The sequence below is a fragment of the Pseudomonas sp. JQ36 genome, from assembly GCF_053851495.1.
This window is the reverse complement of the sequence record NZ_CM132642.1, coordinates 1,546,366-1,568,146: the sequence shown is the minus strand read 5'-3', so window position 1 is coordinate 1,568,146 and position 21,781 is coordinate 1,546,366. Positions and strand designations below refer to the sequence as shown.

The following is a 21,781-nucleotide window of genomic DNA, read 5'->3' as shown; positions in this document are numbered from 1 at the left end:
CTGTGTACGGACAGTCATACCGAAACCTCTTCGCGGTCAGCATTGGTCTTGCCAAAGCGCCGGCCGAGACGGTCGAAGTACAGGTAGATCACCGGCGTGGTGAACAGAGTCAGCACCTGGCTCACCAGCAAGCCGCCGACCATCACCAGACCCAGTGGCTGACGCAACTCAGCCCCGGAACCGGTGGCGAGCATCAACGGCACCGCGCCGAACAGCGCCGCCAGCGTAGTCATCAAAATCGGCCGGAAGCGCAGCAGCGCCGCCTGATAGATCGCCTGCTCCGGCGCCATGCCCTGGGTGCGTTCGGCGTCGAGGGCGAAGTCGATCATCATGATCGCGTTCTTCTTGACGATACCGATCAGCAGGATGATGCCGATGATCGCGATCATGCCCAGGTCATTGCCGCTGAGCAGCAACGCGAGCAAGGCTCCCACCGCCGCCGACGGCAGGGTCGAGAGAATGGTGATCGGGTGAATGTAACTTTCGTAAAGCACGCCGAGCACGATGTACATGGTCACCACCGCCGCCAGAATCAGCAGCAAGGTGCTCGACAACGACGCCTGGAACGCTTCGGCCGCACCCTGGAACTGGGTCTGCACGCCAATCGGCATGCCGATGTCCTGCTGCACCTGTTCGATGATGTCCACCGCATGCCCCAGCGCCACGCCGGGTGCGAGGTTGAACGACATCATCACGGCGGGGAACTGGCCGATGTGGGTGATTGCCAGTTGCGCCTGACGTTCCTCGACATGGGCCAGGCTCGACAGACGCACTTGCGCACCGTCAGTGGTCTTGACGTGAATCTGATCCAGCGCCGCCGGGCCGATCTTCTCCCCGGCCTGTGCCTGCAGCACCACGCGATACTGGCTGGCCTGGGTGTAAATGGTCGAGATCTGCCGCTGGCCGAAGGCGTCATACAACGCATCGGTAATGTTCTGCACCGACACACCGAGGCGCGAAGCCGCATCGCGGTCGATCACCAGATAGACCTGCAAACCCTTGTCCTGCAAATCGCTGGCGACGTCGGTCAGCTCCGGACGCTGGGCCAGTGCCTCGACCAGACGCCCGCTCCACTGGCTGAGCAGTTCAGAATCCGGCGAGGACATACTGAATTGGTACTGGGTACGGCTGACTCGATCCTCGATGGTCAGATCCTGCACCGGCTGCATGAACAGGCGGATGCCGACCAGTTTGTCCAGTTGCGGTTGCAGGCGCGCGATCACTTCGGTGGCGCTCAGGTCACGCTGGCCGTGGGGCTTGAGGTTGATCAACAGACGACCGCTGTTGAGCGTGGCGTTGTCGCCGTCGACGCCGATGTAGGACGACAGGCTCTCCACCGCCGGATCTTCGAGAATCACCTTGGCCAGCGCCTGCTGACGCTCGCCCATGGCCGCGAAGGAAATCGACTGCGGCGCTTCGGAGATCCCCTGGATCACCCCGGTGTCCTGCACCGGGAAGAAGCCCTTGGGCACCACCATATATAGGAACACCGTCAGCGCCAGCGTGCCGATAGCGACCAACAGGGTCAGCGGCTGGTGTTTGAGCACCCACTGCAACTTGCGCCCGTAGGCGGCGATCATCCAGTCGATGACCGCGCCGCTGGCCCGGTAGAAACGGCCCTGCTCGCGGGTTTCCGGCTCACGTTTGAGCAAGCGCGCGCACATCATCGGCGTCAGGGTCAGCGAGACCACCAGGGAAATCAGGATCGCTACCGCCAGAGTGATGGCGAACTCGCGGAACAGCCGCCCGACCACGTCAGCCATGAACAGCAGCGGAATCAGTACCGCGATCAGCGACAGGGTCAGGGAAATCAGTGTGAAGCCGATCTGCTTCGCGCCTTTGAGCGCCGCCTGCATCGGGCTGTCGCCCTCCTCGATGAAGCGCGCGATGTTTTCCAGCATCACAATCGCATCGTCCACCACAAAACCGGTGGCGATGGTCAGCGCCATCAAGGTCAGATTGTTGACCGAGAACCCGGCGAGATACATCACGCCAAACGTGCCGATCAGCGACAGCGGCACCGCCACCGACGGGATGATCGTCGCGCTGGCACGCCGCAAAAACAGGAACGTCACCATCACCACCAGCGCAATGGCGATCAGCAGTTCGTGCTGCACGTCAGTCACCGAGGCGCGGATGGTCTGGGTGCGGTCGGTGAGCACGGTAACGTCGAGGCCGGCCGGCAGGTTGTCGGTGATGCTCGGCAGCAACGCCTTGATCCGGTCGACCACCTCGATCACGTTGGCGCCCGGCTGACGCTGGATATTGAGCAGCACTGCCTGATTCTGGTTGGCCCACGCGGCGAGACGTTCGTTCTCCGCGCCGTCGACGATTTCCGCCACATCCTTCAGACGCAACGGCGCGCCGTTCTTGTAGGCGAGGATCAGGTTGGCGTAGTCCTTGGGCGACGTCAGTTGGTCGTTGGCATCGAGCATCGAGACCCGGGTCGGGCCGTCGAAGTTACCTTTCGGCTGGTTGACGTTGGACGCGCCAATCAGCGTGCGCACGTCTTCCAGGTTCAGGCTGTTCGCCGCGAGGGCTTCCGGGTTGACCTTGATCCGCACCGCCTGACGCTGACCGCCGGCAATGCTGACCATGCCGACGCCGCTGATCTGGGCGATCTTCTGCGCCATGCGCGTGTCGACCAGGTCATTGAGTTTGGGCAAGAGCATGGTTTTCGAGGTGATCGCCAGGGTCAGCACCGGGGTATCCGCCGGGTTGACCTTGTTGTACACCGGCGGCGCCGGCAAGTCGGTCGGCAGCAGATTGGTCGCGGCGTTGATCGCGGCCTGCACTTGCTGCTCGGCAACGTCCATGTTGATGTCGAGGCTGAAACGCAGGGTCAGCACCGAAGCGCCGCCGGAGCTGGTCGAAGCCATTTGCGTCAGGCCCGGCATCTGCCCGAACTGGCGTTCGAGCGGCGCGGTGACGGCACTGGTCATCACGTCCGGACTGGCGCCGGGGTACAGGGTCATGACGCGAATGGTCGGGTAATCGACCTGCGGCAACGCCGAGACCGGCAGCAGGCGATAGGCAATCAGGCCGGCCAGAATAATGGCCAGCATGCTCAGAGTGGTGGCTACCGGACGGAGGATGAACAGCCGCGAAATGTTCATGCGCCCTTCTTGGCCTTGTCAGCCGCGGCAGCGTCCGGCGCACTGGCGGCGGGTTTGCCCTGCAGGTGCCCGGTCGGGGTGGTCGGCACCTCATTGCTGTCGTTGACCACTTCGACTTCGCTGCCTTCCTTGAGGCGGTCGGTGCCTTCCAGCACCACGCGATCACCCGCCGCGAGGCCTTCGGTGACCACAGTGTTGGTGCCGTCACTGGCGCCGATCTTCAGTTGGCGGATGGTGACTTTCTTGTCGCCGTCCAACGCGTAAACGAAAGTGCCGTTGGTGCCGAACTGAATCGCCGCCGACGGTGCCAGCACCACGCCTTTCAGGGTGTCGGCTAGCAGGTGCACATTGACGAACTGATTGGGGAACAGCGACTGGTCGCGGTTATCGTAACGGGCCTTGAATTTCAGGGTGCCGGTGGCGACGTCGATCTGGTTGTCGAGGCTTTGCAGCACGCCGCTGGCCTGGATCTTGGTATCGCCGCGATCCCAGGCCTCGGCCGGCAGTTTGGCGCCGCTGTGGTAGCGCGCCAATACGGTTTCGAGGCTGTTTTCCGGCAAGGTGAAGACCACGCTGATCGGTTGGGTCTGAGTGATCACCGCAAGGAACGTGGTGTCGTTGGCGGCGACGAGGTTGCCGACGTCGACCTGACGCAGACCGACGCGACCGGCAATCGGCGCGCGGATCTTGGTGAATTCGAGATTGAGCTTGGCGTCATTGACCGCCGCCTGATTGGTCTTGACCGTGCCCAGATATTGGCCGACCAGCGCTTCGGCGGTGTCCAGGGTCTGCTTGGCGATGCTGTCTTCCTTGTACAGGCCGCGATAACGCTCGACGTCGACCTGTGCGTTTTTCAACTGCGCCTGATTCTGCAGCAAGGTGCCTTCAGCCTGGAGCAAGGCGTTCTGGTACGGACGCGGATCGATCTCTGCCAGCAGGTCGCCGGCCTTGACCATCTGCCCTTCCTCGAAGTTGATCTTCACCAGTTCACCGCCGACCCGGCTGCGCACATTGATGGTGTTGAGCGCGGTCACCGTACCCAGCGCCTTGTAATACAGCGGGAAGTCCCCCGTGACCGCCGGCGCCACCCGCACCGGAATCGGCCCGGCCGCGCCGCCGAAGCCCGGCCGCATCATTCCCGAACGTCCGGCATGGCCGCTCGCAGCCTTGTCGGCGCCCTCCTTGTGGGCCGAACCGGCGGGCCAGAATTTCCAGCACAGAACGGCGATGACCAACAGGACGAGCAGGCTGATCAGCCAGCGACGGGAATTGCGAGGGGACGATTGCATGGATTGATTAACCATTGGGCGCGTGGGCTTCTTTTACGGGAGGCTGAACGATAAGCACTGATGGGATTTAAGCAAAGCAGCTTTACCGGCAATTTACCTTCAACTTACGTTTCAAGGTGTGAGGCAAAACACTGATACACAAATGAAAACGGCCTGGACAGGGCCAGGCCGTTAACAATTGTAAAAGCGCTTATTTCAGAACGGCGAGTGCTGCGTCGTAGTTCGGCTCTTCAGCGATTTCCTTGACCAGTTCGCTGTGCAGCACGTTGTCGTTCTCGTCCAGCACCACCACCGCGCGGGCGGTCAGGCCTTTGAGCGGGCCGTCAGCGATCGCTACGCCGTAGTTTTCGATGAACTCGGCACCGCGCAGGGTCGACAGGTTCTGCACGTTCTCCAGGCCTTCGGCGCCGCAGAAACGGGCTTGGGCGAATGGCAGGTCAGCCGAGATGCACAGCACCACGGTGTTGTTCAGTTCGTTGGCCTGAGCGTTGAACTTGCGCACGGAGGTGGCGCAGGTCGGGGTATCAACGCTTGGGAAGATGTTCAGCACTTTGCGCTTGCCGGCAAAGTCTTTCAGGGTGACGTCTGACAGATTGCCGGCAACCAGGGAAAAGGCTGGCGCCTTGGAACCGGCTTGTGGCAACTGGCCGTTGACTTGAACCGGGTTGCCTTTGAGGGTGACTTGAGCCATGACTTTAGTCCTTCTTAACGTGGTTATTGAGCATGCAAGAGGCCGAAGTTAACCACGAAATTGTCCGACGACCTATGCCCTGAATGAAAATTGTCAGGGGCCTGCGCAAAAAATTGTATACAACCCACCCCCCCCCCCGGTAGGAGCTGCCGCAGGCTGCGATCTTTTGACTTTACCTTTTCATCAAGATCAAAAGATCGCAGCTTCGTTTCACCGACAGCTAAAAGAATTGGTCAGTCGGGCATGGATCGGATGATGTCGGCTAGATCATCCTTGGTTAGTTCATTGGCCTTGATAGCAGCGGCAATATCGGTTTTGGAGAGCGGAAACCGTTTGAAAATTTCTTTCAAGGTTTCCTCATCAACATTGGCCAGCCAGAGCGGGTCTATAAATGAACCGCCATACTCAGGCTTCATGGGTACTTCTTCGTGTGCAATTGCACCTTTATGATTGAGATACACCACATAACGGTCATGCCCTTCAGGAAAGCTTTTATCGTGATAAAGGGTAGTACCCAAAGGCAGGACATAGTAATTCTCGTCGCCATTTGGCCCTTCAATCAGCAACGGTTCTTTAGTTTTGATCATTTTCATATTGTGCCCCTTCGCAATATCGCCAAAAATCAGAAAAGCCAAAAAAATCGCATTGACGGATAAAACTGCCACCAGCCACAGGCCAAGACGTCTATTTGTAAACATTTTTCTTATCATAGGGGGCCTCGGTATTCGCTTCGAGCATGGCTTGTAAATCCGCAGGCATGAAAATACCGTCCTTCGGACTACTTTGCGTACGCGCTGCCTGTCTTTCGATGAAAGATAGACCTTGCATCTCATTGATTTGCGCTGGGAAATTTCCAGCGAGGCAGCGAAGTTGATGAGCATCTCGCTGGCCGACCCGAAGGTCCACCACGCACAGCCGCCATAACGGAGTGCACACATTCGTAGTGCGCAAGGACACGTTATGAAAGGCGTGTACGCGCCACTAATACCCGTCGGGGTTTCCAGTCCCGGTCGCTGAATTGGCAGCGACGAACACAGGCTAGAGACCCGACGTCCGACGGACAACCTGAATACCTTGTGGGAACGTTCCGCAAAATCGAAACAACGTTTAAACATCCTGAATTGAAATACGCACTGGGAGCTGCCGAAGGCTGTAATTTTTTGATGTTGGTGTTTAACGACAGGAGCAAAGATCGCAGCTTGCGGCAGCTCCTGCATTGGCAGTTGCACCGTGTCGGATTGCGTTTGTTAAAACGCCGGACTGCATCTTTTATTCAGAGACCTGTCGATTCACGCCCTGCCCGCTCGACTATGCAGTGAATCCCCCCATTCCCTGGAGAAACCACCATGCGATTCATGATCCTTGTCAAAGCCAGCGCCGATTCCGAAGCCGGCATAATGCCCAGTGAAGAGCTGATCACCGCCATGGGCAATTTCAACGAAGAACTGGTCAAGGCCGGCATCCTCATCGACGGCAATGGCCTGCACCCGAGCAGCAAAGGCGTCCGCGTGCATTTCTCCGGCGACAAGCGCACCGTCATCGACGGCCCGTTCATCGAGACCAAGGAGCTGGTGGCCGGCTACTGGATCTGGGAAGTGAAGTCGAAGGAAGAAGCCATCGAATGGGTCAAGCGTTGCCCGAACCCGATGCCGGGCGAATCGGATATCGAGATCCGCCAGATCTTCTCTGCCGAGGATTTCGGTGCCGAGTTCACTCCGGAAGCGCGGGCGCAGGAAGAGCGTGTTCGCGAGCAAGCGAAGAAAAACGTGTAATCCCCTACCCCTGGAGCTGCCGCAGGCTCGGGCCGCTCCTACAGGGCCCCGTGCTTATTTGCTGGCCTTGAGCTTCAGATACATCTGATGCATGTCATTGGCCCAGCCATCAATCACCGGTTTGACGTCACTGGCCTTCATCGCCTGGGTGTCATTTTCCAGTGGTTTGCCGGTGCCTTTGCGCACCACTTGCGCCACCACCTTGTTGCTCGCACCGTCGAGGAACACCGCTTCGGTGGCCAGAGTGGTTTCCTGATCACGGATACCGCTGGCAGTGCTGACCGCTGCCGCGACCAGCGCAACCGGAATCACTTCATACACCTGCAGGCCTTCGGTCTTGCTGCTCACGGCGGTAATCGCCGCGCGCACCACAATCACTCCTGGGCCGGGGCCGTTGGCCAATGGCAGATCCTTGCTGATTTCACGCTTGAGCGCCTGGTCGTAATAGGAAGTGATGCCGTTGAGGGTCTGCTGCGAAATCTTCGCGGTCGGTTGCGGCTTTGGATAGAGCTGGGTCGGCTCGATATACACGCTGGTGAACTTGCTGATGTCGACCTTCGGATCGATCCAGCGCATCACCTCGGCACCGGAGGGCGATTTGGTCTCCTTGAGCTGGCTGTAGTCCTTGAGAAAGCCGGAATACTCATCGGGAGCAACGGTTTTGCTGGAGCAACCCACCACGCCAAGGGTGGCGATGCAGAGGGTGCCCATCATTACGGCTAGCTTCATGCTGTAACTCCTGTCAGAAGGCCTGAATGTATTGCGTATGGGGGAGTTACAGGTATAGCTAAAAGCGCGGAGATTGCGTTGCAAAACCACAAAATTCATACGAGACCCTGCGCGGCTTGGCAAACCTCATTTGAGCCACAGATGCAGATACGACTTAAGGCTGGAAGAAGATGAACATGGGGGATCCGGCGCTGAAATAACCGCTGATCCCTTGTGGGAGCGGGCTTGCTCGCGAATGCATTCTCTCAGCCAACATCAAGGGTGATTGATGTATCGCATTCGCGAGCAAGCCCGCTCCCACAGGGTCAGTGTTGATCTCAAGCGCCGGGTGTTACCAGGAAGACGTCGCGCCACTCTTCAACGCCATCTCCCGCCGACTGTTGGCGCGCATCGCCTTGATCAGCGACACCGAGCCTACCAGCAGGATCGCCGCGCCAAACAGGAAGTCGATGTTGTACAACTGGAAGTCCTGCACCGGCCCCACCAGCAGCACCCGTACCACGGCAATCGTCACCAGCGTGGCGAGGAAATCGATCCCCGGCTCGTCGCGATAGAACACGTGCAGCAGCGGTAGGCACAGCACCAGCAGGAACAACAGCACCACGACTTTGAACGAGCCTTTGCGCTCGACACTGAACGCGCATTCGTGGGGGCCGTAGGCCTTGTAATCCTCGTCGCGGATCATCGAGTTTTTCTCGTTGATGTACTCGACGCGGTTGTACTTCTGGATCGGTGTGAAGGTGTTGGACATGTCCATCAGCGTGGTGATGTTCTTGAAGCGCAGGTCAATGCGCTCGCTGCCCTTGAGGTAATACAGCACCGGTTTGTAGCCGTAGCGATAGGTGTCGAAGGGGAATTCGGTGACTTGGCCCTGGACGCCGATCGGCCGCGGCTCAAGCTCGGCGTAGGCGCTTTTGGTCGGTGAGGCGAGGTTGCGGCTCAGCGGCTGAACCTTGACCTGTTCGAGGAAGATCGGCGTCACGCCATACGACCACTGCAACGGTTCCAGGCGCAGACGCAGTTCGTTGCGGCCCAGATCGTAGCGGTTGAAGGTGCGTTCGGAGACCACCAGCGAGCCACTGAGCATGAACTCGCCGCGCAGGTTGTTGGTGACGCGCAAGGTCAGTTGATCCTTGCCCAACAGCGCCGCTTCGGTGGACGGCGGCGCGCCGCACCACGCGGTGCTTTCACCGGCGCCGCCCAACTGGCCGTCGCGGTTTTCCTTGAACACATAGAAGTAACTGGCCCACAGCGTCAGCATCAACAGCAACGCCGTGAGGCCCAAAATCTTTTTGCCCGCACTCACTACCCAGACTCCCTTCTTCGTTCCGTCGTCCAGCCGAAAACCCGCTGGCGACGGCGACTCTACCAAAAGGCCAGCATCGACCCAAGGAAAAATCCGGGAATGGTGCGGGATGTAAGGGTTTCCCCTGTACGAGCAACGCCAGACACCTGTGGCGAGGGAGCTTGCTCCCGCTGGGTGGCGAAGCCGCCCCAAACCAGACAACGCGATTTATCTGTCGGATCGCATCATGCCTGTTTGGGAGTGCTGCGCACTCCAGCGGGAGCAAGCTCCCTCGCCACAGAGTCTTCAGCGTCTGCGGAATAGCGGCCGTGGTTCGATCACCGAGCGGCCGTACAGCACGCTCATGCCGGCCAAGCCCTTGAGTGCATCCTCGGCCGATTTGTCCTCGCGCACCGCAAAGCTGTCGAACCCGCACTGACGCATATGGCTGAGTTGATCACGCAGCACATCACCGATCGCGCGCAACTCGCCGGCCCAGCCAAACCGGCTGCGCAGCAGATACGCCTGACTGTAGGCGCGACCGTCGCGAAAGCTCGGGAAGTCCAGGGCAATCAGCGGTAGCGAAGCCAGCCAAGGCACTACGCTTTCGACCTCATCGTCCGGCCCCAGCCACACCGCGTGAGTCGAAGGCGATTGCAGCCAGTGCGCCAGCGGCAGGATCAGCAATCCTTGCGGCCTGACCTGCTCCGGCTCGCGGATCAGTGTCCAAGGATCGTCTTCGATCAACCGCGCAACACCCTGCTCCAGGCGCAGCAGATTGTTCATGCCGACACCTCCAGCGCTTTCGGGTAGACCCGCTCCTTGAACGGCTCGAGGCCAATGCGCGCCACGGTGTCGACAAACAACTCCTCGCTTTCGCGGTAACGCACAAACGTACCGATGATCCGTTCGATCACCTGTGGCACTTCGGTCGCGCTGAACGACGGGCCGATGACCTTGCCCAGTGCACTGTGCTTGCCCTGCGCGCCGCCGAGGGTGATCTGGTACCACTCGCTGCCGTTCTTATCGACGCCGAGGATGCCGATATTGCCGATGTGGTGGTGGCCGCAGGCGTTCATGCAACCGGAGATGTTCAGGCTGATGTCACCCAGGTCGTGCAGGTAGTCGAGGTTGTCGAAACGCGCCTGAATCGCTTGGGCAATCGGGATCGACTTGGCGTTGGCCAGCGCACAGAAATCGCCGCCCGGGCAGGCGATGATGTCGGTCAGCAGGCCGACGTTGGCGCTGCCCAGATTGCGCTCGCAGGCCAGTCGCCAGAGTTCATACAGGTCAGACTTCTGCACATCGGGCAGGACGATATTCTGTTCGTGGGCAATGCGAATCTCGCCGAAACCGAAGCGCTCCGACCAGTCGGCCACCGCCAGCATCTGCTGACCGGTGACATCACCCGGTGGTGCACTCAGACCCGGTTTGGTCGACAGCACTACGCTGGTGTAACCCGCTTTCTTGTGCGGCTGCACGTTGCGCGCGACCCAACGGGCGAACGCCGGGCTTTCGGCAAGGCGCGTGCCGAAGTCCAGATCGGTGTCGGCCAGGGTGTGATAGATCGGCGGCACGAAGGCACTGGCGACCCGCTCATATTCAGCCTCGGTCAGCTGCGCCGGGCCGTCCTTGAGGTGTTGCCATTCTTCCTCGACCTCTTTGGCGAACGCCTCGATGCCCAGCGCCTTGACCAGAATCTTGATCCGCGCCTTGTACTTGTTGTCACGCCGGCCATGGCGGTTGTAGACCCGCAGGATCGCCTCGACGTAGGACAGCAGATGCTGCCACGGCAAACCTTCGCGGATCTGCAGACCGAGGATCGGCGTGCGCCCCAACCCGCCACCGACGATCACCCGCAACAGCATCTGCCCGTCGCGCCCCGGATAAAGATACAGGCCGATGTCATGCATCATGATCGCCGCACGGTCCTGCTTCGCCGAGCAGATGGCGATCTTGAACTTGCGTGGCAGGAAGAGGAATTCCGGGTTGATCGTCGACCATTGCCGCAGGATCTCGGCCAACGGGCGCGGATCGATCATTTCGTCCGCCGCGACCCCGGCAAACGCTTCAGTGGTGATGTTGCGCACGCAGTTGCCGGAGGTCTGGATCGCATGCATGTTGACCTGCGCCAGGCGCTCAAGGATGTCCGGCACCTGCGCCAGTTCGATCCAGTTGAATTGCAGGTTCTGCCGCGTGGTGAAGTGGCCGTAGCCACGATCGTAGTCGGCGGCGATGCTCGCCAGCGTGCGCATCTGTTCGGCACTCAGGGTGCCGTAGGGAATCGCCACCCGCAGCATGTAGGCGTGCTTTTGCAGGTAGAGGCCGTTTTGCAGACGCAGCGGCAGGAACTCCTCCTCGCTCAATTCGCCGGCCATGAAGCGCTCGACCTGATCGCGAAATTGCGCAACGCGCTCGAACACCAGTGCGCGGTCGTAATCGTCGTATTGGTACATGCAGCGGCTACCTCATCAGAATTGTGCGCAATTCCTGTAGGAGTGAGCCTGCTCGCGATTGCGGTGTGTCAGGCAACTGCTTTGTTGACTGACACACCGCAATCGCGAGCAGGCTCACTCCTACAGATTTTCCCCGACTATGGACGAGCAGCGCAGCACGCAACAGATTCACCTGAAACGATAAAAACCATATCAGGGCGCGGCAGAACGCCGCAGACAGCACTTCAATCTGATCCGTATAAATGAAATATTCCTGAGCCTGTTTTGTTTCTGGCGCTGTTCCTACAGTGCAGCTCGTGCCAGACCGGGTGGCCTGGCAAGACTTTGCAACCGTGGAAGAACTGACCATGAGCACAGCAACAATCGGACAGGCTTATAACTACAAGGTCGTCCGCCAATTCGTTATCGCGACGGTTTTCTGGGGTGTGGTCGGCATGGCGATGGGGGTATGGATCGCCTCGCAACTGGTGTGGCCGGACATGAACCTCGACCTGCCCTGGACCACCTTCGGCCGCTTGCGGCCACTGCACACCAGCCTGGTGATTTTCGGTTTCGCCGGCAGCGCGCAATTCGCCGCCAGTTACTACGCGGTGCAGCGCACCTGCCAGGTGCGGCTGTACTCGGACAAGCTCGCCGCCTTCACCTTCTGGGGCTGGCAATCGGTGATCGTGATCATGCTGATCACCCTGCCGCTGGGCTACACCACCACCAAGGAATACGCCGAGATCGAATTCTCCGGCGCAGTATGGATGGCAGTGGTCTGGGTCGCGTATGCCATCGTGTTTTTCACCACCGTGGTGCAGCGCAAAACCAAGCATATCTATGTCGGCAACTGGTTTTTCGGTGCGTTCATTCTGGTGATCGCCATGCTGCACGTGGTCAATCACCTGTCGATCCCGGTGGACTGGTTCAAATCCTATCCGGTGTATTCCGGGGCCACCGACGCCATGGTGCAGTGGTGGTACGGGCATAACGCGGTGGGTTTCTTTCTGACCACCGGGTTCCTCGGAATGATGTATTACTTCGTGCCGAAACAGGTCAACCGCCCGGTGTATTCGTACCGGTTGTCGATCGTGCATTTCTGGGCGCTGATCACCCTGTACATCTGGGCCGGCCCGCACCACTTGCACTACACCGCGCTACCGGACTGGGCGCAGTCGCTGGGCATGGCGATGTCGCTGATCCTGCTGGCGCCGAGCTGGGGCGGGATGATCAACGGCATGATGACCTTGTCCGGCGCCTGGCATAAGTTGCGCACCGATCCGATTTTGCGCTTCCTCGTCCTATCGCTGGCGTTTTACGGCATGTCGACGTTCGAAGGGCCGATGATGGCGATCAAAACGGTCAACGCCCTCTCCCACTACACCGACTGGACCATCGGCCACGTTCACGCCGGGGCCTTGGGCTGGGTGGCGATGATCACCTTCGGCGCGACCTACCACATGGTGCCGAAAGTCTTCGGCCGCGAGCAGATGTACAGCACGCCGCTGATCAACCTGCACTTCTGGCTGGCGACCATCGGCACCGTGTTGTACATCGCGTCGATGTGGGTCAACGGCATCACTCAGGGCCTGATGTGGCGGGCGATCAACGAGGACGGCACGCTGACTTACTCGTTCGTCGAAGCGCTACAGGCCAGTCATCCGGGGTTCATCGTGCGCTTTGCCGGCGGGGTGTTCTTCCTCAGCGGCATGCTGCTGATGGCCTACAACGTCTGGCGCACGGTGCGGGTCGCCGACGTGGCGCTGGCGCGCAGCCAGGCGCAGATTGCCTGAGGCAGGGAGCCGCAGAGGATGGATATTTTCTTGAATGTGCTGGGAGTGGTGTTTCTGTGGCTGGCGGTGGAGTACTGCCTGCGCCATCAGACTTCAGAGAGCCTCGACGACGCGAGCATGGTGCCGTTTGCCGATGATCCGGAGGTGGCACGGCGGGTTGAGTTGGCCACCGGTAAAACCGTGAAAGCAGTGGCGCCGGAAGAGGCGAAACCGGGGTGGATCAACCTCGAGATGTAACCCCACCACCGCCCCTTTGTAGGAGTGAGCCTGCTCGCGATTGCGGTCATTCAGCCAACTTTATGGTGACTGATATACCGCTATCGCGAGCAGGCTCACTCCTACAGGGGACTTGTGCAAATCCTGAGATCTAGGCGCGGTCGCGCGGGATCAGGCTCTGCAGCTGCTGCGCGAGAAAATCCGCATCAAACAAAAAGGTGTCCGGATCCTTCAGGCCATTGGTCTTGCGCCATTGCCACTCGCCGTTCGGCAGCCCGACCAGCGAAATGCTGCCGTAGCGCGCCGCCGTCAGGCCCATCACCGCCAGGGAAATCTGCCCGGCGCTGCCCATCACGTCTGGCACGAATTCCACCGGCTTGCCGGCAATCACGATGCTCAGTTTCTCGGTCTTGAAGGTCGAGGTTTCCACCGGTGTGCTCGGCCCGAACGCGACGTAAGCTTCGCGGCTCACCTCCAGCAGGTTCGGTGCCTGCACCGGTTCCAGCCATTGCTGGATCTGGCCGAACAGCTCGGTGATGCGGCTGGCCCACGCCTGTGACTGGGTTTCGAACAGTTGCTTCTTGTGCGCTTCACTCTCGGCATAGTGACGAAGCATTTCGCCCAGTTGTTGTACGTCGTTCATCGGTACGTTCCTCGGGAGAGCCTGCGATAGTCGATAGTGACAGATCGGCGCGCCGGCGTACGTTAAACCTCGATCGCCGGCACCGGGACACTTGGCAACAGGATCAACGGTACAGTTGCTTTGTACTGGCATCCGTCGTTGAACCGATGGACACTCGGCCGGAGCCCGACTTTTCCAATACGGGCCATTGTTCGAGGAATTTCAATGCGCACCATCGGCCTGATCGGCGGCATGAGCTGGGAATCCAGCGCTGAATATTATCGTCTCATCAATCAACAGGTTCGTGACCGACTCGGCTCGCTGCGCTCGGCGCAAATCCTGATGTACAGCGTCGACTTCGGCCCGGTCGAACAGGCCCAGCACGCCGGGCGCTGGGACGACGCAGCGGCGATTCTGGTGGATGCCGCACGCAGGCTCGAAGCCGGCGGCGCCGAATGCGTGGTGCTGTGTACCAATACCATGCACAAGGTCGCGGCGCAGATTCAGGCAGCGATCAGCATTCCGTTCCTGCACATTGCCGAGCCGGCGGCGCAGGCAGCACTGGACATTGACGCGCGCACAGTCGGTCTGCTCGGCACGGCGTTCACCATGGAGCAGGACTTTCTCAAGCAGCGCCTGATTGCACAGGGTCTGACGGTACTGGTGCCGGACGACGCCGAGCGCAAGGACGTGCACCGGATCATCTACGACGAACTGTGCGTCGGGGTCATCAGTGACGAATCACGCAAAATCTATCAACGGGTGATCGAAACGCTGACCGCGCGCGGTGCCCAGGCGATCATCCTCGGCTGCACAGAAATCGGCCTGCTGGTCAAACCCGAACACAGCGCCCTGCCCCTGCTCGATACCACCGAACTGCATGCGCAGGCGGCGGTGGCGTTCGCTGTGGATGACTGACTTCACAGAACCTGTGGGAGCGTGGCTTGCCCGCGAAGAACGATGACGCGTAATACCTGAAAAACCGCGGTGACTCTTCGCCGGCAAGCCACGCTCCCACAGGATTTTTGGCTTATCGACGACGCAGACGGGCCATGCTCAGGGTGTCGACCCATTGCCCGTCGCGCACAGCGTAGTCACGAAACAGGCCTTCGTTCTCGAAGCCGAACTTGCGGTAGAGACCGATGGCCGCCTCGTTGTCGGCGTACACCGAGAGTTCGACCCGGTGCAGGTTCATCCAGTTGTCGGCGACGTCCAGCGCCGCCGCCAGCAATTTCGACCCGACACCTTTGCCCTGCCACGCCACAGCGACCGCCATGCCGACACTGCCGGCGTGGGCGCGGCGAATTCGTGAATAATTTTCCAGCCCAAGATGACCGACCACCGCGCCCTCATGCAGCGCCACCAGTTTGACCATCCGCTCGTTCTCCGCCAGCAGCCGTTGACGCCAGATCTCGGTGGACTGAAACGGCATCTGCAGCACTTGCCGGGTCACGGCCGGATCGTTGTACAGCGCGGTGACGGCCTCGATATGCGATTCGTTGAAGCGTTCGAGGGTGATGGCGGGGTTGTGGTCGGGCATGGCGGATCCTTCCTGGATCGAGGGGTGGCCGCTTACTCTAAACCGTTGAGCCTCTGGCTGGCGAATATCAAAATGTGGGAGCGGGCTTGCTCGCGAAAGCGGTGTGTCAGGCAACACAGATGTTGAATTTCAGACCGTTTTCGCGAGCAAGCCCGCTCCCACAGGGGATTGGGGGTGTTGGAAAGATCAGGTCTGGAACCATTCCTGGCGTTCGTTGAAGGTGTGCTGGATCAGTTCGACCAGGGTTTGCACTTCGGCGACGTCCCGGGAATCAGCGTTGACCGCCAGCCATGCCTGCAACTGCATCGGCTCGTCAAACAGCCCCGGCAGCGCAATCAACCCGCGATCGAAGCGGCTCATGTACGCCGGCAACAAACCGATGCAGGCGCTGCAGCGGATCATTTCCAGCATCAGCTCATAGGACTGCATCTGCACCACGCCGGCCAGGCGTTGTTCGACCAGCTCATTCCATGGCCGGAAGCTGTCGATCTGCCGGTCGTGCTGCCATTGCACCAGCATGAAATCGCTGAGGTCGTCGGCACTCGCCGGGCGCGCGGTGACCCGGGAATAGCGCTTGGCGATGTGCGGCAGGTAATCCAGACGCGCCAGGGCCTGCGGCTGACTGGTGGCGAAGGTCGGGCCGGGGCTGGGGGTTTCGCCGTGGGCCAGCCACAGCACCACGTCGGCACTGACCGCACGCAGCGCAAGTTCGCTGTCCAGCGCAATGATCTCCAGGCGCACGCTGGCATTGCGGCGCAGCAATGCGATCAGGTCGCGACCGAGGATGTCATGCAGGATCGATTCGGCAACCGCCAGGCGGATCAGCGGCTGCTCGACCACCGGCAGTTTGCGTTCGTGGGCCAGCGCGACCAGTTGCGCCTGCAGTTGCTGGCCCTCGCGGGTCAGGCTCAGGGCGCTGCCCTGAAAGCTGAACAACGAGTGCTGCAGCGTTTGCTCCAGCTGCGCCAGTTGCTTGCGCAGCAAGGTCGAGCGCACGTTGAGGCTGCGCGCCGCCTGCATGAAGCAACCACAGCGGGCACTGACCAGAAAGTATTGCGCGACCTCGGCATCAATGGTCGCGGCTTGCGCCAGCCACGGCTCGCGCTCGCCCTGTGCCCAGCGATAGTCGGGGCTACCCTGTCGTCCTGCAGGTTCGGTGAATGACATCGATGACTCCCTGTCGATCTTTGTATTTAGACATTGCGCAGATCCCCTGTAGGAGTGAGCCTGCTCGCGATAGCGTCGGCACAGCTGACATCTCTTTGCCTGACACATCGCTATCGCGAGCAGGCTCACTCCTACAGGGTTTGTGGTGTGCCAGTGCTCTAATTGTTGGTTTCGAGGACCTTGTTCAGCTCGGCCCCGTCGATACTCAACGTCGCGGTATTGAGCATCCCGTCCAGATACGCCTGGGCAATCTGCTCCTGCCGTTGCGCACGCAAGGCCTGGGTCAGTTGGTCGCGCAGTTCGTCGAGGGTCGCAGTACGTGCCGGTTGCTGTTCGGTGAGTTTGATCACATGGAAGCCGGCTACACTCTGCACCGGGTCTGACACTGCGCCGACCTTCAATTTCGCCACCGCACCCCGCACCTCCGGCACCAGTTGCTGTAACGGTTGCAGCCCGGTATCGCCGCCGCGTTCGGCGGTCAGCCGATCCTGCGAATACTGAGTCGCCAGCGCGGCAAAATCCCCCGGCGTGCTCTGGGCTTTCTTGCTTAGCTCGGTCGCCTGCTTGCGCACCGCTTCGAGGTTCTGCGGCTCATTCACAGCGAGGAAAATCTGGCTCACCCGGTACAACGCCGGAGTCTGCCAGTTGCCTTTGCCAGCGTCATACGCCTGCTGCAACTCGGCCGTACTCGGGTAGTCCGCCGGCACCGTGCTGACCGAGCGCAGGTAATCGCGAAAGACGATCTGCTCGGTGGCCGCGCGGGTTTGCCGCACCACGTCCGGACGCTGCGCCCAGCCCTGAGCATCGGCCTGCTCCAGCACGGCTTTCTCAGCCAGACGCGCACGAATCCAGCGCTCCAGCGCTTCACGGTTGCCGCGCAATTGTTCGCGAGTCGCCGGCGGGACGGTCGCCAACAACGCCTGCAACTCCTGCGGCGTCACCTGCTGATTGCCCAACCGCGCTACCGCAGGCCCTGTTGCAACCGCCGCCAAGGGCGACGATTGCTGCGCTGCGACCGGGTCAGTGCCCGGTCGCAGCACCAGCGCCACGGCTACCACCAACAGCGCCACTGCCCCGGCGCCGATCACCATGGCAGGCTTCTTCACAGCGCGACTTCCTCTTGCTCAGCGGAAGCGACTTTGGCGGTCGAGGCTTGCGCAGCCTGGCTGAAATCACGCAGGTAGACGATGAACTCCTGCAACAGGCGATCCCACAATTCCAGGTTGCCGCGCAGGTGATCGTTGCTCACACCGGCGGCCAGCACCACGTCCATTTCCATCACCAGAAACTCGCCCTGCAGCGACAACCGCGCAAAACGCCGGGTGGCGTTCCACTGTTCGGCCACGCCCTGTGGCAACTCACCTTGCACCCGCAGCGCGCAGCTGAAAGTGAAATCGACGTAGCTGCCCTGCTCCACCGCCGGGTTGCCGAAACGCACGGCATAACCGATGCCCTGACTGGCGCTGAGCAACTGTACGATGCCGTTCTGTTCGCTCTGGTTGACGCGATAACCGGCCGCTTGCAGGACGTCGGTCAGGGATTGTGGGGATACGTGGGAGATCAATTGAGTCATTACTTCTTCCTTGTCTATGAGTCTTTTAATCAGTGCGCAATCGCAGCTTGTGGCGCATCGAATTGAGTCTTGTACAGTTCATCGCCAAAGCCCTGAGCCAGTTCATCGAACTTGACCCGGGCGCTGCCCGCAAAGGGCTGGCGGATCTTCATCACCTCGGCCACATCGATGTTTTCGTAGGCTGTGAGGATCTGCTTGGCGACGCCATACATCTGCTGATTCTTGACTGAACATTGCTGCACTTGTGTGTCACGTTCAGCCAATTGCGCTTGAAGCTTAGACCGTTCTGCCTCTTTGGCACGCGCCATGACCAGCAACTCGTCGTAGGCCTTCTTGAACTTGCCGACCTGTTCGTTACTCGCCGCGACTTGCGCCTGGGCCTGGTTGTGCAGGTTCTGCTGCTGGCCGGCCAACTGTTCGGCGACGCCTTTGGCCTTGGCCAGTTCGGCGGTCAATTGCTTGATCTGCGCCTGCGCGGCCTTGGTTTCGTTCTGCGCCGCCAGTTGCGCGGCGCTGGCTTGAGCCTGCTGACTTTGCAGGGCCTGCAACTGCTGAGTGGTGCTGCGCAACTGGGTGCGCAGACGCTCTTCCATGCCTTCGGCGTGCGCGCCTTGCGCGATGAAAAAACTCAGCCCCAACAGAAAAACTCGTGCGTGCATGACCATACTCCCGGCGCCTTAGAAGCGCGTGTTGATCTCAAGCTGCAAGACGTCGATGTCGAACGGCGCGCCGTACACCGCCTCGGTGCTCAGCCAGCGGCCGGTGGCGTAGACGTTCTTCGCCAGACCGTAATTGCCGCCGAGGAAATAGCCCTTGGCGTTGGTGCCGCCGAGGTGGAACGAGGAATCGTTGAAGCCGTCGGGCAAGGCGTCCGGCTGGATGTACTTGTAGCCGGCGAACATATTCCAGTCGCCCTGCTTCTTCAGGTCCAGCGTATTGCCGAGGGTGAACTGCACCATCCATGCATTGGCGCCGCTTTCGATCTGGCCATTGCTGTTGAGGTTGTTGACGATCTGCCCCTCGGAGCGTTTGCGCATGTCGCCTTCGTCGTAACCGAGGTTGTGGATGTAGTTGCCCTGGCTGCGCAGCTTGAAGTCCTCTGGCAGATCGGCGTCCCACACCAGGTTCAGGTCGAGCAGGTTGAACTCCGACGCCAGACCGACAAATTGCGGCTGCGGCGTGGTGGTCGGGTTGGCCGGGTTCGGCGTGATGTCACGCAGCAGGAACACGCTGTTGCCCTTCTGCATGAACGCTGCACGGCTGCCGTCGGTGTCGCAACCCGGAGCGCCGGCCCACGGCTCACAAGGGCTGGAACGCTGCCCCTGAATGTCGTCGAAGCGGTAATAGGCCAGCGCACCCTTGAGGCGGTTGTTGCTGTTGATCGCCCACTTGGCGCCGATCTGCGCACCGTACAGCCACTTGTTGTCGCTTTCTTCCTTGTCGAAACCGTTGCTGGTGCTGGTGTCGTTGGTGTAATCCACCGGGAACGCGCCGACGGTGCCGAACACGCCCCAGTCGCGGTTGAGCTTGTGGTCGAAAATCGCCGTCACGCCGTCGAAGTTCAGGTCGTTGGAATAGAGCATGTCGGTGGACATGAACGGGTTGGCGAAGCGCCCGCCGGTCAGGGTCAGCTCGTCGGTGGGTTTCCAGTTCAGGTAGCCCTGATCGAGCCAGATGTCCTTTTTCGAGAAGCCGCCGCCGAGGTTCTGCGTGGTCGACACCGGGTTGTTGTCCGAGCCGGTACCGATGCGGATGCCGGCGGTCCATTCCGGCGAGATCACCGCTTTCATGCCCAGCCGTGCGCGCAGGCGGAACTGGTTGGTGCGATCTTCACGGGTGTTGAGCAACGGCGGCAGATTGGTGCTGCTGTTGGGGTTCACGTCGTACGGGCCGTTGTTGTTGAGTTTGGCGAAGTCGACGATTTCGTTGCTGTTGCTGCCCGAGTAGTAGCGCGACTCGTCACGCAGACGAATGTCGCCGTCGAAGCTGATGCGCGACGCCCAGTCCGGGAAGGTATTGGGCGCCGCCCAGTTTTCCTGCTTGGCGGTGGCCATGACTTCGGCCTTGACCTGATCGCGGATCTGGTCGCGCACCGCGGCGGGCACGTACTGCACGCGCACATCGCCCGGTGCGGCCACCGGACCTGCCGCCACCGCAGTAGAAGCCGCTGCCTGCTTGGCCTGGGCGGCTTCGTTCTGCGCCTGGGCGATCAGCGCGTCAGCCTTGTCCTGTTTCAGAATGCCCTGCTCGACCAGCAAGCGGATCAGATTGATCGTGGCGTTCTCCGAGGGCGCAGGCGCTGCCGCGGCCTGACCGACCAGGGTCGCGATGACCATGCCGACCGCCAGGGACAATCGATTCACGTTGGAAATCATCTGCACACAACTCCTTTTCATACAGCTTTATGAATTCGGTTAACCCGGACGCCGCCCTTGCAAGGACAGGCGCACAGGCAAGGTAATGGAGGCCGGTGGCCGTTCGCTCAGGTGCGGTGCGTTACGCAGCGCCGCCAGCACCTGGGTGTCGATCTCGGGCTTGCCGCTGGACTTGACCAGCTCGACCCGGGTGATTTCGCCGACGCTGCTCAGCCACACATCGGCCTGCAGCGAAAATGCGAGGTTGCGCAGGTCGGGGTTTTCGCGCAGCAAACGCTGAAAAGTGAATGCGAGGAACTGGCTGTAAGTGCCGGTGCCCAGGCGTCCGCCACCCGCGCCGGCCATGCCGCCGCCCTTGCCGGCGCCGATGTTGAAAGCGTCGTTGCCACTCTGCGCGTCACCGTCCATTTGCATCGGGTTGGCCAGATCGTCCGCCGGCGATGGCGGCGCCTCTTCCTCAGGCTTGACCTCTTGCGGCTCGGGCGTGGGCTCCGGCTCGACGACTTTTTCTTCCACCGGGGTTTCCGGCTCCGGCGGTTTTTCCGGAGGTGGCGGTGGCGGAGGCGGCAACGGAATGATCGTCGGCACCTTCGGCGCTTCACGGCGCACGCCGCTCATGTCGTTGGCCCACTGCCACAGAAACCACGCGGCGAGCGCGCCGAGTAGCAGCCCGGCGCCCCACTTCAAGTAACGCAACGGCGAGCGTTTCACCGGCAGCGGCTCGATCGGAAGTTGTGCGGTCATCACTCAGCCCTGCGTCGGTTTGCCGGTCACCAGACCGACCTGAGACAGTTCGAGCCGGCGCAACAGATCCAGCACTTCAATGACCTTCTGGTATTGCACCGTGGCGTCGCCGCGCACGATCACCGGGAAGTCCGGGCTCTGCGCTTTCTCGATGCGCAGGCGCTCTTCCAGCTCCGCAAGGGTCACCGGGTAGGCGTCGAGGAACACCTGACCGCCGTCGTTGACCGAAATCGCCTTGGTCTTGGCCTCGGACAGCGACACGGCGGCGCTGGCCTTGGGCAGGTTGATCTGGATCCCGGAGACCTGCGCGGTGGCGGTGAGGATGAACATCACCAGCACCACCATCAGCACGTCGACCAATGGGGTGATGTTGATACTGTCCACCGCTGCATCTTCGTCATCGTCGTGGGAGGCATTTACGGACGCCATGG

The 21,781-nt window shown here is 60.7% G+C and carries 21 protein-coding genes; 4 read left to right on the top strand and 17 right to left on the bottom strand.

Going from position 1 to position 21,781, the window contains the following annotated elements; translation table 11 throughout:
* Positions 1-14: 14 nt before the first annotated feature.
* The 4 genes from ACS4NR_RS07070 to ACS4NR_RS07055 all read right to left on the bottom strand — a co-directional run bounded on the left by ACS4NR_RS07070 (position 15) and on the right by ACS4NR_RS07055 (position 5,806).
* Positions 15-3,116 (bottom strand): MdtB/MuxB family multidrug efflux RND transporter permease subunit, encoded by a 3,102-nt coding sequence (locus tag ACS4NR_RS07070; protein WP_456019518.1) that lies wholly within the window; start codon positions 3,114-3,116, stop codon positions 15-17.
* On the bottom strand, positions 3,113-4,420 hold the full coding sequence (locus ACS4NR_RS07065; protein WP_096797343.1) for an MdtA/MuxA family multidrug efflux RND transporter periplasmic adaptor subunit: 1,308 nt from the start codon (positions 4,418-4,420) through the stop codon (positions 3,113-3,115). Before ACS4NR_RS07065 ends, ACS4NR_RS07070 begins: the two co-directional genes overlap by 4 nt.
* Before the next feature lie 175 nt (positions 4,421-4,595).
* Positions 4,596-5,096 carry a thiol peroxidase gene (tpx, locus tag ACS4NR_RS07060; protein WP_041066982.1) on the bottom strand — a complete coding sequence of 167 codons (501 nt, stop codon included), beginning with the start codon at positions 5,094-5,096 and terminating at the stop codon, positions 4,596-4,598.
* A gap of 233 nt (positions 5,097-5,329) precedes the next feature.
* Positions 5,330-5,806, bottom strand: a complete 477-nt coding sequence (locus tag ACS4NR_RS07055) for a hypothetical protein (RefSeq protein ID WP_123587947.1) — start codon at positions 5,804-5,806, stop codon at positions 5,330-5,332.
* 636 nt (positions 5,807-6,442) lie between these two features.
* Here ACS4NR_RS07055 and ACS4NR_RS07050 point away from each other — a divergent pair.
* Positions 6,443-6,868, top strand: coding sequence for a YciI family protein (locus tag ACS4NR_RS07050; protein WP_456019517.1), 426 nt, complete (start codon positions 6,443-6,445; stop codon positions 6,866-6,868).
* Positions 6,869-6,922: 54 nt separating this feature from the next.
* On the opposite strand, the gene ACS4NR_RS07045 is transcribed toward ACS4NR_RS07050, so the two are convergent.
* From ACS4NR_RS07045 to ACS4NR_RS07030, 4 genes are all read right to left on the bottom strand, one after another.
* The gene (locus tag ACS4NR_RS07045) at positions 6,923-7,597 is read right to left on the bottom strand and encodes a DUF3313 domain-containing protein (protein WP_456019516.1); all 675 of its coding nucleotides are present in this window, start codon (positions 7,595-7,597) and stop codon (positions 6,923-6,925) included.
* Positions 7,598-7,928: 331 nt separating this feature from the next.
* Entirely contained in the window at positions 7,929-8,903 is a 975-nt protein-coding gene (locus tag ACS4NR_RS07040) for a hypothetical protein (protein ID WP_047602174.1), read from the bottom strand.
* A gap of 285 nt (positions 8,904-9,188) precedes the next feature.
* A complete protein-coding gene (locus ACS4NR_RS07035; protein ID WP_456019515.1) occupies positions 9,189-9,668 on the bottom strand; it encodes a DUF934 domain-containing protein in 480 nt (159 codons plus the stop codon).
* Positions 9,665-11,338: a nitrite/sulfite reductase gene (locus ACS4NR_RS07030; protein ID WP_456019514.1), complete on the bottom strand. Its 1,674-nt coding sequence runs from the start codon at positions 11,336-11,338 to the stop codon at positions 9,665-9,667. The genes ACS4NR_RS07035 and ACS4NR_RS07030 overlap by 4 nt, the downstream gene beginning before the upstream one ends.
* Before the next feature lie 347 nt (positions 11,339-11,685).
* Between ACS4NR_RS07030 and ccoN the strand changes: the two genes are divergently transcribed.
* Both ccoN and ACS4NR_RS07020 read left to right on the top strand, forming a co-directional pair.
* A complete protein-coding gene (gene ccoN, locus ACS4NR_RS07025; RefSeq protein WP_047294666.1) occupies positions 11,686-13,113 on the top strand; it encodes a cytochrome-c oxidase, cbb3-type subunit I in 1,428 nt (475 codons plus the stop codon).
* A gap of 18 nt (positions 13,114-13,131) precedes the next feature.
* Positions 13,132-13,350 (top strand): hypothetical protein, encoded by a 219-nt coding sequence (locus ACS4NR_RS07020; RefSeq protein WP_027613752.1) that lies wholly within the window; start codon positions 13,132-13,134, stop codon positions 13,348-13,350.
* Positions 13,351-13,480: 130 nt separating this feature from the next.
* Here the strand turns inward: ACS4NR_RS07020 and ACS4NR_RS07015 are convergent, their stop codons facing one another.
* A complete protein-coding gene (locus ACS4NR_RS07015; protein WP_456019513.1) occupies positions 13,481-13,972 on the bottom strand; it encodes a hypothetical protein in 492 nt (163 codons plus the stop codon).
* 204 nt (positions 13,973-14,176) lie between these two features.
* Between ACS4NR_RS07015 and ACS4NR_RS07010 the strand changes: the two genes are divergently transcribed.
* Complete coding sequence (locus ACS4NR_RS07010; protein ID WP_456019512.1) at positions 14,177-14,869, top strand: aspartate/glutamate racemase family protein; 693 nt, start codon at positions 14,177-14,179, stop codon at positions 14,867-14,869.
* Between the two features lie 112 nt (positions 14,870-14,981).
* Here the strand turns inward: ACS4NR_RS07010 and ACS4NR_RS07005 are convergent, their stop codons facing one another.
* From ACS4NR_RS07005 to ACS4NR_RS06970, 8 genes are all read right to left on the bottom strand, one after another.
* Positions 14,982-15,491: a GNAT family N-acetyltransferase gene (locus tag ACS4NR_RS07005; protein ID WP_346650131.1), complete on the bottom strand. Its 510-nt coding sequence runs from the start codon at positions 15,489-15,491 to the stop codon at positions 14,982-14,984.
* Between the two features lie 186 nt (positions 15,492-15,677).
* Positions 15,678-16,658 carry a LysR family transcriptional regulator gene (locus ACS4NR_RS07000; RefSeq protein ID WP_456019511.1) on the bottom strand — a complete coding sequence of 327 codons (981 nt, stop codon included), beginning with the start codon at positions 16,656-16,658 and terminating at the stop codon, positions 15,678-15,680.
* A 158-nt stretch (positions 16,659-16,816) separates the two neighbouring features.
* The gene (locus tag ACS4NR_RS06995; RefSeq protein WP_456019510.1) at positions 16,817-17,764 is read right to left on the bottom strand and encodes a peptidylprolyl isomerase; all 948 of its coding nucleotides are present in this window, start codon (positions 17,762-17,764) and stop codon (positions 16,817-16,819) included.
* Entirely contained in the window at positions 17,761-18,231 is a 471-nt protein-coding gene (locus ACS4NR_RS06990; protein ID WP_456019509.1) for a YbjN domain-containing protein, read from the bottom strand. The genes ACS4NR_RS06995 and ACS4NR_RS06990 overlap by 4 nt, the downstream gene beginning before the upstream one ends.
* Before the next feature lie 29 nt (positions 18,232-18,260).
* Positions 18,261-18,890 carry a DNA repair protein gene (locus tag ACS4NR_RS06985; protein ID WP_456019508.1) on the bottom strand — a complete coding sequence of 210 codons (630 nt, stop codon included), beginning with the start codon at positions 18,888-18,890 and terminating at the stop codon, positions 18,261-18,263.
* Positions 18,891-18,908: 18 nt separating this feature from the next.
* The gene (locus ACS4NR_RS06980) at positions 18,909-20,606 is read right to left on the bottom strand and encodes a putative porin (RefSeq protein WP_456019507.1); all 1,698 of its coding nucleotides are present in this window, start codon (positions 20,604-20,606) and stop codon (positions 18,909-18,911) included.
* A gap of 39 nt (positions 20,607-20,645) precedes the next feature.
* A complete protein-coding gene (locus ACS4NR_RS06975) occupies positions 20,646-21,350 on the bottom strand; it encodes an energy transducer TonB family protein (protein ID WP_095135494.1) in 705 nt (234 codons plus the stop codon).
* Between the two features lie 3 nt (positions 21,351-21,353).
* Positions 21,354-21,779 (bottom strand): ExbD/TolR family protein, encoded by a 426-nt coding sequence (locus tag ACS4NR_RS06970; protein WP_041072644.1) that lies wholly within the window; start codon positions 21,777-21,779, stop codon positions 21,354-21,356.
* Between the last annotated feature and the right edge of the window lie 2 nt (positions 21,780-21,781).